The sequence below is a fragment of the Natrinema sp. 74 genome (assembly GCF_046097095.1).
Lineage (GTDB): Archaea > Halobacteriota > Halobacteria > Halobacteriales > Natrialbaceae > Natrinema.
This window is the reverse complement of sequence record NZ_CP175698.1, coordinates 850326-865318: the sequence shown is the minus strand read 5'-3', so window position 1 is coordinate 865318 and position 14993 is coordinate 850326. Positions and strand designations below refer to the sequence as shown.

Annotated in this window: 13 protein-coding genes; 9 read left to right on the top strand and 4 right to left on the bottom strand. The window is 66.3% G+C overall.

All coding sequences use genetic code 11. The features are described from left to right. Positions 1-14: 14 nt before the first annotated feature. From ACJ70B_RS04265 to ACJ70B_RS04255, 3 genes are read right to left on the bottom strand one after another with little or no spacing between them, the layout of a single operon-like run. Positions 15-980, bottom strand: a complete 966-nt coding sequence (locus ACJ70B_RS04265; RefSeq protein WP_408959173.1) for an ABC transporter ATP-binding protein — start codon at positions 978-980, stop codon at positions 15-17. After that, a complete protein-coding gene (locus ACJ70B_RS04260; RefSeq protein WP_408959172.1) occupies positions 977-1960 on the bottom strand; it encodes an ABC transporter permease in 984 nt (327 codons plus the stop codon). The genes ACJ70B_RS04265 and ACJ70B_RS04260 overlap by 4 nt, the downstream gene beginning before the upstream one ends. Positions 1961-2005: 45 nt before the next feature. Further along, positions 2006-3022: an extracellular solute-binding protein gene (locus ACJ70B_RS04255; RefSeq protein ID WP_408959171.1), complete on the bottom strand. Its 1017-nt coding sequence runs from the start codon at positions 3020-3022 to the stop codon at positions 2006-2008. Positions 3023-3256: 234 nt separating this feature from the next. Between ACJ70B_RS04255 and ACJ70B_RS04250 the strand changes: the two genes are divergently transcribed. The 9 genes from ACJ70B_RS04250 to ACJ70B_RS04210 all read left to right on the top strand — a co-directional run bounded on the left by ACJ70B_RS04250 (position 3257) and on the right by ACJ70B_RS04210 (position 14575). Next, positions 3257-3988 (top strand): TOBE domain-containing protein, encoded by a 732-nt coding sequence (locus ACJ70B_RS04250; protein WP_408959170.1) that lies wholly within the window; start codon positions 3257-3259, stop codon positions 3986-3988. Positions 3989-4171: 183 nt separating this feature from the next. Beyond that, entirely contained in the window at positions 4172-4663 is a 492-nt protein-coding gene (locus tag ACJ70B_RS04245; RefSeq protein WP_408959169.1) for a universal stress protein, read from the top strand. Positions 4664-4721: 58 nt separating this feature from the next. Next, positions 4722-5222: a universal stress protein gene (locus tag ACJ70B_RS04240; RefSeq protein WP_408959168.1), complete on the top strand. Its 501-nt coding sequence runs from the start codon at positions 4722-4724 to the stop codon at positions 5220-5222. A 110-nt stretch (positions 5223-5332) separates the two neighbouring features. Then, entirely contained in the window at positions 5333-7327 is a 1995-nt protein-coding gene (acs, locus tag ACJ70B_RS04235; protein WP_408959167.1) for an acetate--CoA ligase, read from the top strand. A gap of 125 nt (positions 7328-7452) precedes the next feature. Further along, a complete protein-coding gene (locus tag ACJ70B_RS04230; RefSeq protein ID WP_408959166.1) occupies positions 7453-9666 on the top strand; it encodes a bacterio-opsin activator domain-containing protein in 2214 nt (737 codons plus the stop codon). A 280-nt stretch (positions 9667-9946) separates the two neighbouring features. Further along, entirely contained in the window at positions 9947-11923 is a 1977-nt protein-coding gene (gene acs / locus ACJ70B_RS04225; RefSeq protein WP_408959165.1) for an acetate--CoA ligase, read from the top strand. A gap of 54 nt (positions 11924-11977) precedes the next feature. Then, the gene (locus ACJ70B_RS04220; RefSeq protein WP_408959164.1) at positions 11978-12421 is read left to right on the top strand and encodes a DUF4212 domain-containing protein; all 444 of its coding nucleotides are present in this window, start codon (positions 11978-11980) and stop codon (positions 12419-12421) included. Then, on the top strand, positions 12418-14109 hold the full coding sequence (locus ACJ70B_RS04215) for a VC_2705 family sodium/solute symporter (RefSeq protein WP_408959163.1): 1692 nt from the start codon (positions 12418-12420) through the stop codon (positions 14107-14109). Before ACJ70B_RS04220 ends, ACJ70B_RS04215 begins: the two co-directional genes overlap by 4 nt. Positions 14110-14113: 4 nt before the next feature. After that, positions 14114-14575, top strand: a complete 462-nt coding sequence (locus ACJ70B_RS04210; protein WP_408959162.1) for a universal stress protein — start codon at positions 14114-14116, stop codon at positions 14573-14575. A gap of 111 nt (positions 14576-14686) precedes the next feature. Here the strand turns inward: ACJ70B_RS04210 and ACJ70B_RS04205 are convergent, their stop codons facing one another. Beyond that, a complete protein-coding gene (locus ACJ70B_RS04205; protein ID WP_408959161.1) occupies positions 14687-14908 on the bottom strand; it encodes a hypothetical protein in 222 nt (73 codons plus the stop codon). Positions 14909-14993 lie beyond the last annotated feature (85 nt).

The window sequence follows — 14993 nt, the reverse complement described above, 5'->3', positions numbered from 1 at the left end:
TTGCGTTCAGGGAGTTAACAGCGATGCAACTCGGCGCGCGGAAACGTCAGCTGGACCGTCTCCCCGACGGTCGGAGGGTCGTCGGTGAACGCATCGATGGCGACCTCGTCGAACGATACCGTCACTCGGGTGGTCGCGTCCTCACGGACGACGCGGTCGACGATCCCCGAGACGTCACCCGTCGATCCGCCGATCGCGACCGATTCTGGCCGGATCGCTACGTATCCGTCAGACGGTCCGTCGCGGCCGAGCGCGTCCTCGAGCGAGGGCGCAGCCGACAGCGGAATCGCGTTCGAGCCCGTGAACTCGGCGACCATCGGTGACGCGGGCCGCTGGAAGATCTCGTCGGGCGTACTGATCTGGACGACGCGGCCGTCTCGCATCACTACGATCCGATCCGCGATCGCTCGCGCGGTCGTGCGGTCGTGGGTTACGTACACGCTGGTCACGTCCGCGAGCACGTCGGCCAGATCATCTCGTAGCGTCCGCCGAGTCGGGACGTCGAGCGCGGCCAGCGGTTCGTCGAGCAACATCACGTCGGGCCGAACGGTGAGCGCTCGAGCGAGTGCGACGCGTTGTTTTTCGCCGCCGGAGAGCGTCGGCGGGTAGCGGTCGGCGAGGTCGGCAACGCCGAGTTCGGCCAGCAACTCGTCTGAATCACGCGTCTCGTGGTGGTACCGGACGCCATATTCGACGTTCTCTCGGACGGACAGATGGGGAAACAGGGCGTAGTCCTGAAAGACGAAGCCAAAGCCTCGTTGCTCCGGCGGGCGGTCGTCGAGCCGGCGTCCGTCGAGCGTCACGGTCCCGTCGTGGTCGTGAAAGCCGGCGATGGCCTCGAGCAACAGCGTCTTGCCGCTGCCGCTTGGTCCGAGGATGGCGAGGCTCTCGCCGCGCTCGACGTCGAACGCGGCGTCGACGGTGAACGCTTCGGCACCCTTCGCGGTGAACGTCGCTTTGAGGTCTGCGTGTAGGCTCATCGGGAGAGTCCGCCGCCGATCGTGGTTCTGTCGGTGAAATACCTGACGACGAGGAAGACGAACGCGGACACCCCCAGCAGCAAGAACGCGACCGCGCCGCTCTCGTCGAGCCCGCCCTGGAGATATGAGTTGTAGACGAAGACGGGAGCGTGCTGTGCGGTCACCTGCCCGCCCGCGGGCGGATAGAAGAACGAGACGCTGTAGGCGACGACGGCGACGGCACCGAACTCCGAGACGGCCCGCGCCCATGCGAGGATACCGCCGGTGATCATGCCTCGAACCGCGAGCGGGCCGGTAACTCGGCGGAACGTCTGCCAGCGGTTCGCGCCGTGAATGCGAGACGCGTACTCCAGACGCACGTCGATCGTCTCGAACGCCTCTCGAGTCGTGTTCACGGCGTAGGGCGCGGCGACGAACGTCATTGCAAGGACCATGCCGACCATCGTCCCGAGCACCGACAGTTGCGGAAACGCGCCCTTCTGTCCGAAGCCGAAGAGAATGATGATGCCCGCGACCGAGTGTGGGACGACCAGCGGGAGGTCGACGAGGCTTTCGACGAGTTGCTGGCCGGCGAATCCCTTCGCGAGCAGGTGTGCGAGCGGGACGCCGAGCAGGAGACTGAGCAGCGCCGCCAACAGCGGACCATAGACGCCGAGATAGAGCATGCGCTGTACGTCCGGATCGAGCGCCTTCTCGAGGATGAGCGAGGGTGACTGTCGCGCGACGAACAGCAACAGCGGCAGCCCCAATGCGACCATGAGGAGGCTCCCGGCGGTCGCGGTCGCGACGGTAAACGGCGACCCGTCGAGCGCGTAGGCGGTGACGGCCGCACTGCCGACCATGAAGTACGCGTACCAGGTCGGTTTCTCGAGCAGGAACGCCGTGGCAAACGCCAGTAGCTGTACGGCGATGAACGCCGCCACGAGCGGCGTTCGGCCCACCGTTTCGGCTCCGAATCGCGTCTCGGTTTCTGTCGCCATGAGTGCGTCGTATCGTTCAGTAGTCGAGTATCGGTGCAGCGAAAGTCAGGAGCCGCTGAGGTCCAGCGGTCCGAGAGTGGACTTCGCGCTGGCGACCTCCATTACGCGGTCCGGAACCGCGTCCTCGGAACTGTTCGGCACGACGATGGGGTCGACCGGGGCGAGCCCCTGGTTTTTCAGGATCTTCCGTCCCGGCTCGGTTCCGAAGTACTCGACCCACTGAGCACCGAGGTCCGGAGACCGTGCGACGCTCGGGACGGTGATGCCGTAGGCGATGGGCGCACCGGTGTAGGTCCCCGAGTCGGTCTCGACCTCCGCCTTGGCGTAGTGGTCCGCGTACGTACTCGTCGCCTTCGAGAGGTCGACTTCCGGCTGCAGGTCGATGAACGGTTTCCCCGACGTACTGGAGATGGACTGGTAGTAGAACACGTAGTCCAGTTCGCCCGACTCGAGTTGGCCCTCGAGTTTCGTCTCCGTCCCGGTCGGGACCGTCGAGTTCTCCCGAAGCTGCTGGTAGGTGGCCTCGTCGTACAGCCGCTCGCCCTCGAACTCCTCTTTGCCGAGTTGCTGGGTCATCACCGCGCGGTAGCCGCCCGGGTCGACCGCCGGGTCGGAGTGGCCGATCGTGACCCCGTCGCGGCTGAGCACTTCCCACCAGTTGTCCGTCGAGATGTCGTCCGCCCCCGGGGAGTCCTCCCGGTACTGGATCGACATCGAGTTCGTGGTGAAGACGGCGTACCAGTCCCCGTAGTCGGGCAGGACGTCGTCGCGAATGAGTCGGAAGTCGGAGACACCGAGCACGTCGGCTTTCCGATTCTGCTGGGTGATCTTGTTCTTGGAGTCGACCGAGCCCTTGGCTTCGCGCGTGACGTCGACGTCGTATTCCTCCTCGAACTGCGGTTCCGCCTTGCCGAACGGCGACGAGAGCGACCCGGCGTGGAAAATCATCATCGAGTCGCTGCCCCCGCTGCCGTTTCCACCACCGAGACACCCGGCTACGGCGAGCGCCGCAGCGCTCCCGCTTCCCGCCAGAAACGCTCGTCGGCTGCGTTGTTCCGACATAGATACATCGCTGTTCCGTCGGTATCGGTATAACCGTTTCCCTCATAATCCGAACGCAATAGTTCTCTCTTCCACGTCTGGAGGACTTGAACGATGGCTGACCGCGCCACGAACGAAGCCGAAAGGTGGTCGCGAGCGCCGTTCGATCGATGAAAACGAACTTCTCGTCCGCCCGCAAACGGAGACGCAAGCGGCCATACCGAACGGCCGGGCACCGCGTGGCCGATGATACCCATGGAAAAAGCGTTCGACCCCTACCTGCGTATCGACGACGTGACCGTCGATCGGAGCGATGTCGAGATGCTGCGCGCGATCGACGACCGCGGCTCGCTGTCGGGCGCGGCAGACGCCCTCGAGCGCTCCTATCCGCGCCTCCAGCAGCGCGTGGTGGACCTCGAGGAGGCGATCGGCCCGCTGGTCGAGCGCACCCGCGGCGGGGCCGATGGCGGCGGGAGTTCGCTGACGGCGGCGGCCAGGGACTTGCTGGCGCGGTTCGACCGGCTAGTCGCGGCTTACGAGGGCGTTGCCCGCGTCGACGAGGCGGTGTTATCGGGCCCGGTCGTCGACCGTGACGGCGAACTCGCGACCGTCGAGACGGCGGTCGGCGAGGTGCTCGCGGTCGTCCCCGCGGAGGCCGAGACCGCCGCCGTCACGATCCGCTCCGACGCGGTCTCTCTCCACGCGCCAAGCGACGCGCCGCCGGCCGAGGGGACCAGCGTCCGCAACCGCTTTTCCGGGACCGTCGCGTGGCTCGAGGCCGGCGACGCCGTCGCCCGCGTCGGGGTCGACCTCGAGGGCGACTCGACGGCCGACGACGACCCCGTCGAACTCGTAGCGCTCGTCACCCGTCGGAGCGTCGACACGCTCGGCCTCGAGTCCGGGCGCTCGATCGTCGCCTCGGTGAAGGCGACGGCGGCGCGGGGCGTCGCGGTGACGGACCGAGACGGAGACCTATCGGCGAGGTGACGCGCTCGAGTCGGTCCTAATGTGCGTACCGCCCGTGTCGGGAGTGGGGATTCGACCCCGTGTATCGACGCGTTTCGTTGCGATCGGTCCAAAGCTCTCCGTTCCGCCTCCGCGTTGTGTCCAAGAGCCCGACGGTGCTCGCGGGGCCACAGGTCTTTCTCGCGGGGAGTTGTAGCGATTGGCATGTACGACTCGATTCTGGTCGCGACCGACGGTAGCGAGGCCGCGGCGACCGCGGTCGATCACGCGGTCGCACTCGCAGAGCGGTTCGACGCGCCGCTTTTCGGCGTCGCCGTCGTCGACGATCGAACCGAGTACGATTCCGGCATCGTCGATCCCGAAGAGGCTCGCCGGCACCTCCGAGAGCGCGCCGCGGGTTGGCTCGCGGCTCTCGAGGAGACGGCGAGTGAGGCCGGCGTGGCCGTCGAGACGGCCGTTCGAACGGGCACGCCACACGAGGAGATCCTCGCGTACGCGGCCGAGAACGACATCGACGTGATCGTCGTCGGTGCCCGCGGTCGCTCGTCGTTCAAGGGGGCGCTGCTCGGAAGCACCGTCGACAGAGTCGTCAGAATCACTGATCGGACGGTGCTGGTCGTCGGAGCCGACGGCGGCTCGGCAGCAGGTCGGACCGACGGTGAGCCGCCCCGCGAGACCGGGGCCGATGGCGAGTGAGGACGCGTCCGGGCGTGGAGGGCGAACACTTACCTTCGCTGTCGTGTGAACTACCCGCATGTCATTGCTCGTCCCCTTCGACGGATCGGTGCTGGCGACGAACGCGCTCGAGCGGGCGTCGACGTTCGGCGACTTGCTCGACGAGGAGGTCGTCGTGCTGACGGTCATCCCGGACGACGCGGACTACGCGCGGGAGCGGGGCTGGATCACGGAAGGCGAGCCGTTCGATGCAGAGGCGATCGCCACGGGGATGCAGACCCGCGCCGACGAGGTCGCGCCGGAGGCGACGTTCCGAACCGAGCGGGTGAGTTCCGACGAACCGACCGCGACGTCGACGACGAACGTCGTCCGCGAGATCCGACGGGTCGCCGGAGAGATCGAGGCCGCCGTCGTCTTCATCGGTTCGGAGAACGCAGGCTCGGTCATCGCGCCGCAGTCGAGCGTCGGCAGTCCGGTCGCCAACGACCAACGGTACGACGTCTACGTCGTTCGCGAACCGGGCGACGAGGTCGCTCCCGAGGACGTGACCGATATCGACTCGACGCTGGACGACCGCTGATCGGCGAGCGGTCGCCGTCCGCCCGACCCGCTATCGGCGACTCGCCCCGCCTATCGCATGGCGGCTCGGAGGAACGTTTATTCCGCTGACCGACCACGATTCGGACGACAATGGACGATCGGAACGGGTCGGGCCGAGACGCGACCACGCCGACCGGGCCCACCCACAGCCCTCCACGCTCGTTCATCGAGCAGGCGAACGTCGCGGACCCGGACATCCACGGGACGTTCGACGCGAACTGGCCGGACTGCTGGACGCGCGCGGCCGACCTCCTCTCGTGGGACGAGCCCTACGACACTGTCCTCGAGGACGCCGACGCCCCCTTCTATCGGTGGTTCGCCGACGGCCGACTCAACGCCGCGTACAACTGTTTAGACCGCCACCTCGAGGCGGGGCGCAAAAATCACGCCGCGATCCGCTGGGAGGGGAAACGAGGCGAGCGCCGGACCTACACCTACCGGGACCTCTACGTCGAGGTCAACGAGTTCGCGGCCGCACTGCGGGACCGCGGCGTCGAGGAAGACGACGTCGTGACGATCTACCTACCGATGATCCCGGAACTCCCCATCGCGATGCTGGCCTGTGCCCGCATCGGCGCGCCACACAGCGTCGTCTTCGCCGGGCTCTCGGCGGACGCGCTCGCGACGCGGATGGCCGCCGCCGACAGCGAGTATCTCGTCACCTGCGACGGCTACTATCGGCGCGGCGACGCCTTCAACCAGAAGAGCAAGGCCGACAACGCCCGCATCGGCCTCGAGCAGGACGTCCAGACGGTCGTCGTCGATCGGCTCGGCGACGACCTGCCCCACGTCCTCGGCGAGGACGAGTGGGACTACCACGAGCTTCGCGATGCATTCGCCGGCGAAACCGTCGAGCCGGTCTCCCGGAGTGCGGAGGACATGCTGTTTCTGATGTATACCTCGGGGACGACCGGCGAACCGAAAGGAGTCGTCCACTCGACAGGGGGGTATCTCGCACACGTCGCGTGGACGAGCCACGCCGTCCTCGACGTCAAGCCCGAGGACACCTACTGGTGTGCAGCGGACATCGGCTGGATCACCGGCCACTCCTACATCGTCTACGGCCCGCTCGTGCTGGGGACGACGACGGTGATGTACGAGGGCACGCCCGACTACCCAGACCGGGATCGGCTCTGGGAGATCGTCGATCGGAACGCCGTCGACGTCTTCTACACCGCGCCGACGGCGATTCGCGCGTTCATGAAATGGGGATCGGAGTACCCCGAGCAACACGATCTCTCCTCGCTGCGGCTGCTCGGAACCGTCGGCGAACCGATCAGTCCCCGCCCGTGGAGGTGGTACCGCGAACACGTCGGCAGCGGTGACTGCCCGGTGGTCGACACCTGGTGGCAGACCGAGACCGGCGCGGTAACGATCTCGACGCTGCCCGGCGTCGACGACATGAAACCCGGCTCTGCCGGACCGCCGCTGCCGGGTATCGACGCCCGCGTCGTCGACGCCGGGGGCGAGGCGGTCGATCCCGGCGAGGCCGGCTACCTCGCGATCACCCGCCCGTGGCCGGGCATGGCCCGGACCCTGTACGACAACGACGAGCGCTTCGTCGCGGAGTACTGGCAGCGCTTTTCGGATCCCGACGCCGGCGAGTGGCGCTACTTCAGCGGCGACACGGCTCGAGTCGACGAGGACGGCTATATTACCGTCCTTGGCCGGGTCGACGACGTAATCTCCGTTTCCGGCCACCGGCTGGGCACGATGGAGATCGAGGGCGCGATCGCCGACGTCGACGGCGTCGCCGAGGCCGCCGTCGTCGGCCGCTCGAGCGAGGCCGGAGACACCGAAATCTACGCGTACGTCAGCACCGAGCGCGGCCGGGAGCCGAACGCGGCCGTCCGGGAGGCGATCCTCGAGAGTATCGAGTCCGCGATCGGGCCGATCGCCCGGCCGACCGAGGTCGTCTTCACGCCCGAACTGCCAAAGACCCGGTCGGGCAAGATCATGCGCCGCCTGCTCGAGGATGTCGCCAACGGTGAGGAACTGGGCGATACGAGCGCGCTCCGGAACCCCGAAATCGTCGGCGAGATTCAGGCCGAGATCGGGACCGAGGGTGACGACCGCGGCCACTGATTTCGCCGTTTCAGGTATCGCGAAACGGTCCGCGTCCCGACGATCGCCCTCGTCGAGTCGGATCGGGCCGGAATCCCCCGCTCTTGGCGACACAGTTATGTTCGCGTCGCCAGAACGGGCGAACCATGAGTCTCGAGGGGGCCAGGGGAACGGTGCTGACGCGGCGAGAGTACGAGTCGCTCCTCGACGCCGCGGAAACGTACCGCGAGGCGCTGGTCGTCCGCCTCTGCGGGGACGTGGGGCTCCGGCCGGCCGAACTGACGCGACTGACGATCGACGACATCGAACAGGTGCGGATCGATCCACCGCGCTATCTGATCCGGATACCGGGTGAGGACGACGGACGCGGCCGGACCGCCTACCTGCCGACCCGCGTCGAACGCGAACTCCGGCGGTACGCCCGCAGCAACGATCTGTCACCCGAGGATCGGATCTTCACCGTCACGGCCCGCCGACTCCAGATGCTCGTTTCGGACGTCGCCGATCGGGCGGCAGCCTTGTTCGACGATCCGACCCTCGCCGACGTATCGACGAGCGACCTCCGGCAGTATTTCGCTCACACGGCCCTGGTCACGCACGACGTCAACCCCCGCGTCGTCAAGGCCGCGGGCGGCTGGCGCAGCTTCGAAGCGCTCGAGGCCTATCTGCCGGAGCCGACCGACGCCGAGATCGTCGACGCTTTCGACGCCGTCGAGCGGCCGTCAGGCCCTCGTACCGGCGAGTCGCGGTCCAGTCCCGCGGTCAGCGACGACAGCGTCGTTCGGCTCCTACTGGCCGCAAGCGACCGGTACGCGCTCGTCCGTCTCGACGCGGACGGCTACGTCGAGCGCTGGAACCGTAGCGCGGCCGCGCTGTTTGGCTACCGGGCCGGCCAGATCGTCGGCACGCATGTCTCGACGTTCTACACCGACGACGCCATCGAAGATGGAGAACCCGAACGGACGCTCTCGGCGGCTTTAGAGGAGTCCGGTGCCGAAACCGAGGGCTGGCGCGTCCACGAGGACGGCTCGCGGTTTCGCGCGACGGAGGTCGTCTCGCCGCTGCGAGACGATCAGGGTCGCCACCGCGGCTTCGCCGTCTTCGTCCGCGACGTGACGGCCGCCCACGAGGAACTCGAGGCCGCCCGCGAGCGCCGAGACGAACTCGAGGGGCTATACACCGTCGCCCGCCGCCACCGGGCCGTGACCCACGCATTACTCGAGTCGAGCGACCACGAGGAAATCGAGCGAACGACATGTGCCACGCTCGCCGACGGGCGAGCCTACGACGCCGCCTGGATCGACCGTGCGACCGTCGGGGGACACGGCCGGAAGCAGCGCGCGGCGATCGGCATCGACCCGGAGGAGATCGATCGACTCGTCCCAGCGGACTGGCACGAGGACGAGCCGACCCCGGAACACGAGCAACGATCGGTGGACGCCGACACCGACTCGCGCGAGCGGACAGTGGCCGTCACGAACGACGTCACGGCGACGGTCGACGGCGACGCGTTCGCAGGTACCATCGCAAAGGTGCCACTCGCCTACGGCGACACCGTCTATGGGACGCTCTCGGTCGCGACCGAACGGTCGGGCGCGTTCGTGGACGACGAACGCGCGTGGCTCGCGACCATCGGCCGTCAGGCCGGCTACGCAATCGCCGCCATCCGCCGGCGGAACCTCCTGTTGTCGGATCAAGTGACCGAACTCGAGGTTGCCTGTCGCGACGACCGGTCGTTCTTCGTCGACGTTTCGCGCCGACTGGACTGCCGGTTCGAACTCGACTCGTTGGTCCCGATCGGGGAGACGACCCGGCTCTACTACGTCCGACTCGAGGGGGCGTCGCCAGCCGACGTCTTCGACCGCGCCGCAGACGACCCCGGAATCGACGACTGTCGGCTGGTCGAGACCGGCGAGGAGAGCTGGCGCGTCGAGTTCGTCATCGAGGGCTCCTGTCCGGTCGTCACGCTGACCGAGTACGGCGTCACCGTCCGCGAGGCGGTCTTCGAGGGCGGGACGGCGACGATCACCGGCGACTGCGCGGCCGACGCCGACCTCCGGACGATCGTCGACGGCCTGCGCACCGCGTTCCCCGAGTCCGAACTGATCGGCAAGCGCGAGGTCGAACGGACCGTCCAGACGGCCCGCGAGTTCCGCGAGGGGCTCGAGGACCGACTGACGGACCGCCAAGAAGCCGCGCTTCGGGCGGCGTACTTCGGCGGGTATTACGACTGGCCGCGAGAGAGCACGGCCGAAGAGGTCGCCGACGCGATGGGGGTTTCCTCGCCGACGCTGCACAATCACCTGCGAAAGGGCCAACACGAACTGCTGCGAACGTTCTTCGACGAACCGGACGGGTAACTCGCGGGCGCACACGCCGAGTCGAACGTCGGCTCGATCGATTCAGTACTAAGTCTCTAGATGTTCGGTTCGATTACAGCTATTCAGTGACTCGGACTCGCGCGAGCGGTCGATCGACGACTCGTCGCACCACCGCGTTTCCCCGCGAGCGACGGTCGGCGATGGGCTATGAGGACCAAACTCGGTCGATATAGCCGTCGTTTCCCCGGGAGAATCGGGTCGATTTTGCACAGCTAGAGGCCGGCTTTACTATGATCGTTGTAGATTGGGTCCATGTACCATGTCACAGGACAACGCCGATCTCGAGGCACGACTCGAGGAACAGGAGGCCTTCGAGCCTCCCGAGTCGTTCGTCGAGCAGGCAAACGTCACTGACGCGGGGGTATACGAGGAGTTCGAGGAGAATTGGCCGGAGTGTTGGGAGCGGGCCGCCGACCTCCTCTCGTGGGACGAGGAGTACGATACGGTTCTCGAGGACGGAAACGCCCCGTTCTACGAGTGGTTCACCGGGGGGACGCTCAACGCGTCGTACAACTGTCTCGATCGCCACGTAGAGGAGGGCCGCGGCGACAGCGTCGCCATCGAGTGGGAAGGCGAACTCGGCGACACGCGCACCTACACCTACGAGGAGCTACTCGACGAGGTCGAGGACTTCGCGGCGACGCTACGGGACCTTGGCGTCGAGGAAGACGACATCGTCACGCTGTACATGCCGATGATTCCGGAGTTGCCGATCGCGATGCTGGCCTGTGCCCGCATCGGCGCGCCACACAGCGTCGTCTTCGCCGGCTTCTCGGCGGACGCGCTCGCAACCCGAATGAACTCGGCCGACAGCAAATATCTCGTCACCTGCGACGGCTACTACCGTCGCGGCGACGCGCTCGATCACCTCTCGAAGACCAACGAGGGCCTCGAGGGGGTCGAGCACGAGGTCTCCGACGTCGTGGTCGTCGACCGACTGGGCGACGACCTCGAGCACGAGCTCGCGGGCAACCAACACGACTACGACGAACTCGTAGCCGACCACGAGGGGTCGACGGTCGAGCCGGTCCCCCGCGACGCCGAGGACATGCTGTTCCTGATGTACACCTCGGGGACGACCGGACAGCCAAAGGGGGTCAAACACACGACCGGCGGCTATCTGGCGTACACCGCGTGGACGAGCCACGCCGTGTTGGACATCGAGGCCGACGACACCTACTGGTGTTCGGCCGACATCGGCTGGATTACCGGCCACTCCTACATCGTCTACGGGCCGATGGCGCTTGGCACGACCAGTGTCATGTACGAGGGGACCCCGGACTATCCCGAAAAGGACCGACTGTGGGAAATCGTCGAGGACAACGAGGTCGACATCTTCTACACCGCGCCGACGGCCATCCGCGCGTTCATGAAGTGGGGATCGGAGTACCCCGAGCAACACGACCTCTCGAGCCTGCGACTGCTCGGAACCGTCGGGGAGCCGATCAATCCGCGCGCGTGGAAGTGGTACTACAAGCACATCGGTGACGAGGAGTGCCCGATCGTCGACACCTGGTGGCAGACCGAGACCGGCGGGATGATGATCACGACGCTGCCGGGGGTCAACACCATGAAACCCGGCTCTGCCGGGCCGCCGCTGCCGGGCATCGACGCCCGCGTCGTCGACGCCGACGGCGAGGCGGTCGACGCCGGGCAAGCCGGCTACGTCACGGTCAACAACCCGTGGCCCGGGATGCTCCGAACGCTGTACGACAACGACGAGCGGTTCCTCTCCGAGTACTGGGAGGAATACTCCGACGAGGACGCCGACGAGTGGGTTTACTTCCCCGAAGACGGCGCGAAAATCGACGAAGACGGCTACATCACCATTCTCGGGCGCGTCGACGACGTGATCAACGTCTCCGGCCACCGACTCGGCACGATGGAGATTGAGTCAGCCGTCGTCGGCGTCGAAGGGATCGCCGAAGCCGCCGTCGTCGGCGGACAACACGACGTCAAGGGCGAGGCGGTCTACGTCTACGCCATCCCAGAAGACGACTACGAAGGCGACGAGGAACTCGAGGAACGAGCCACCGAGGCTATCCTCGACTCCATCGGCCCGATCGCAAAGCCCGAGGACGTGGTCTTCACGCCCGAACTGCCAAAGACCCGGTCGGGCAAGATCATGCGCCGCCTGCTCGAGGACATTGCAAGCGGCAACGAACTCGGGAACACCTCGACGCTCCGGAACCCCGACGTCGTCGACGACATCGCAGAACAGGTCTCGAGCGACTGACGCTCATTCGATTTTCGAAAAAAGACACGACAAAACTACACGATTCACGCACATATGACAGAGAATAACAGCCACGATTCGACCGACGACGAGGTCGCAACGGACGGTGGCATCGCCGGACAACCCGGCCAAGCCCACCGAAACACGGACTACCTCAGTGCGGAGGTAAACCTACTGAATCCGAGCACGACGTTCATGCGCGATCACCTGCGTATCGTCTGGACCGGCTTCGCTATCTGGGTGCTCGCCGTGTGGGGTCCGGTGACGATGACGTATCTGGCGACCGACGCGATGACGACCCAGATGCCGGTGTTGGGCTTTCCGCTACACTACTTCCTGGTCGCGTTCGGCGCGCCGACGAGCGCATTGATCCTCTCGTTCTGGTACTCGCGCAAGCGCGACGCGCTCGACGAGAAGTACGGTATCGATCACACGACGGTCGAAGAAACGGGCCGCAGCGGTGGGGCCACGGCCGCTGACGGGGGGGTCGACGAATGACCGGCCTTCCAGTCGTTCCGCTACAGGAGAGTCTCCTGCCGGAGTCGCTCAATATTTCGTTCAAGTTACTCCCAGCCATACTGGTGTTGGGAATGCTGAGCCTGTTCCTCGCTATCGGGTTCGTGTTCCGCGTCGCGGACACCGAGAACATGTGGGTCGCCGGGCGCTCGATCGGCAACGTCGAGAACGGAATGGCCATCGGCGCGAACTGGATGTCGGCGGCCTCCTACCTCGGGATGGCGGCCTCGATCGCGCTGGCCGGCTTCTACGGACTGGTGTACGTCGTCGGCTGGACGACGGGATACTTCATCCTGCTCATCTTCATGGCGGCCCAGTTGCGCCGGTTCGGGAAGTACACCGCACCGGACTTCGTCGGCGACCGCTTCAACTCCGACGGAGCGCGCGCCATCGCGGCGGTGACGACGTTCCTCATCGGTTTCGTCTACGCCATCGGGCAGGCGAAAGGCATGGCACTCGTCGGCCTGTACATCTTCGGCGACTACGGCGGTCTCATCCCCGGTCTCGACGGCTATCAGGTGATGGTCGTCGCCATGATGGTCATCACGGTCGGCTACCTGACCCTGTCTGGCATGCTCGGCGCGACGAAGAACCAGGCGGTCCAGTACGTCATCCTCATCGTGGCGTTCGTGGCCGGCCTGTTCGTCGTCGGCTACGTGAACGGCTACTCGACGGTGCTGCCCCAGCTCGAGTACGGCATGCTCATCGACGACCTCGGCAGTGAGTTTTCCAAGCCGTTCGCCACCTCGAGTTACTACCTGTGGGTCGCAACCACGTTCTCGCTGATCGTCGGGACCTGTGGGCTCCCTCACGTGCTAGTGCGGTTCTACACGGTCGAGAGCGAGCGGACGGCCCGCTGGTCGACCGTCTGGGGGCTGTTTTTCATCTGCATCCTCTACTGGAGCGCGCCGGCGTTTGCCGCGTTCGGGACCGACCTGTACTCGCAGAACATCGGCTCGACGTACGGCGATCCCGGTATGAGTAGCGCGGCCAGTGAGGTCATCGTCGTGCTGGCAGCACAGCTGTCGAACCTGCCACAGTGGTTCGTCGGACTGGTCGCCGCCGGGGGTATCGCGGCGGCGATCGCGACGGTCGCCGGGCTGTTCATCGCCGGCTCGTCGGCCATCAGCCACGACATTTACACGAACATCATCAACGAGGACGCGACGCAGCGCCAGCAGATTCTCGTCGGCCGCCTCTCGATCGTCGCACTGGGTGTGCTGACCACGCTGGCCGCGCTCGACCCCGCGTCGTCGATCGCCGCGCTCGTCGGCTACGCGTTCTCGCTCGCCGGCTCCGTCCTGTTCCCGATGTTCTTCCTCGGGATGTGGTGGGAAAACGCCAACCGCGAGGGCGCACTCGCCGGCATGACAACCGGACTGGTCCTATGGTCGATCCCGATGATCAACCAGATTGTGCCGAACTACGTCTCCTCGCTCGAGGCCCCGCTGTCGGCGGGACTGGCACAGTGGATGCCGGCCATCGGGTCGGCGCTGATCACCCTGCCGATCGTCTTCATCGTCACCATCGGCGTCTCGTTGTTGACCGACGAGCCCGACATGGAGACTAAGCGGATCGTCCGGCAGTGTCACAGCCCCAAGCCGATGGCACAGCAACAGACCGCCGAAGACGTCGTGACCGACGGGGGCGAGACCCCCGCGGACGACTAACCCCATGTACGAACGCATACTGATTCCGACCGACGGGAGCGAAACGTCCGAGGAGGCGGTCGAGCACGCACTCGACCTCGCCGAGAAGTACGGAGCCGCGGTACACGCGCTGTACGTGGTCGATACCAACGCGATGAGTCTCAGCCTTGGCGGCGAACAGCTCGATCGCATCGAGCAGGGCCAGTACGGCGAGATGCAGGAGGTGCGCGAACGCGCCGAACGCGCCACCGGCTACGTGGCCGACCGCGCCGGCGAGCGGGGGATCGAGACCGTCGAGCACGTCTCGGCGGGTCGTCCCCATTCGATGATCGCCAACTACATCGACGACAACGACATCGATCTCGTCGTCATGGGATCGCACGGCCGCTCGGGTGTCCGGCGAGCGCTGCTCGGCAGCGTCACCGAGCGGACGCTCCGATCGACCCGCGTGCCGGTGTTGGTCATCGACGCGGACGAAGCCGAGTAACGAAGCGACGATTCGTTTTTTCGCTGCTCATCGAACAGCGATGGCGATCGCGAGAGCGCTACCGTGAGGCGGCCGGTCCCGCCGCGGGACCGTCCCCCGTTTCTCGCGGGCCTATCTGTTCTGCTGGCGGATCGCGAGTTCGACGTTCCACATGAAGCCAAAATACGCGACGATCCCCGCGAGCATCAGCATGTAGTACACCCAGGTCGGCGGCTCGAGCAGATAGGCGACGCCCTCGACCAGCGTCACCCAGACGACCGCGAACGCGAGATCGGTCAGTATCCCCCACCGCTCCTCGCGGGCGGTCCGCAGCCACTCGCCGGCACCCGTCATCGGTCCCTCACCCGGCTCTCGAATGCGTTCATCATGTGTGGGGTTCTCAGGGTCGACGAAAAAGCCTATCGACGTTTCCCCGGCC

Coding starts and splice junctions, on each gene's coding strand:
- ACJ70B_RS04260 (WP_408959172.1), bottom strand. CDS start 1,960: ATGGCGACAGAAACCGAGACGCGATTCGGAGCCGAAACGGTGGGCCGA.
- ACJ70B_RS04215 (WP_408959163.1), top strand. CDS start 12,418: ATGACCGGCCTTCCAGTCGTTCCGCTACAGGAGAGTCTCCTGCCGGAG.
- ACJ70B_RS04245 (WP_408959169.1), top strand. CDS start 4,172: ATGTACGACTCGATTCTGGTCGCGACCGACGGTAGCGAGGCCGCGGCG.
- ACJ70B_RS04265 (WP_408959173.1), bottom strand. CDS start 980: ATGAGCCTACACGCAGACCTCAAAGCGACGTTCACCGCGAAGGGTGCC.
- ACJ70B_RS04210 (WP_408959162.1), top strand. CDS start 14,114: ATGTACGAACGCATACTGATTCCGACCGACGGGAGCGAAACGTCCGAG.
- acs (WP_408959167.1), top strand. CDS start 5,333: ATGGACGATCGGAACGGGTCGGGCCGAGACGCGACCACGCCGACCGGG.
- ACJ70B_RS04205 (WP_408959161.1), bottom strand. CDS start 14,908: ATGACGGGTGCCGGCGAGTGGCTGCGGACCGCCCGCGAGGAGCGGTGG.
- ACJ70B_RS04250 (WP_408959170.1), top strand. CDS start 3,257: ATGGAAAAAGCGTTCGACCCCTACCTGCGTATCGACGACGTGACCGTC.
- ACJ70B_RS04220 (WP_408959164.1), top strand. CDS start 11,978: ATGACAGAGAATAACAGCCACGATTCGACCGACGACGAGGTCGCAACG.
- acs (WP_408959165.1), top strand. CDS start 9,947: ATGTCACAGGACAACGCCGATCTCGAGGCACGACTCGAGGAACAGGAG.
- ACJ70B_RS04240 (WP_408959168.1), top strand. CDS start 4,722: ATGTCATTGCTCGTCCCCTTCGACGGATCGGTGCTGGCGACGAACGCG.
- ACJ70B_RS04230 (WP_408959166.1), top strand. CDS start 7,453: ATGAGTCTCGAGGGGGCCAGGGGAACGGTGCTGACGCGGCGAGAGTAC.
- ACJ70B_RS04255 (WP_408959171.1), bottom strand. CDS start 3,022: ATGTCGGAACAACGCAGCCGACGAGCGTTTCTGGCGGGAAGCGGGAGC.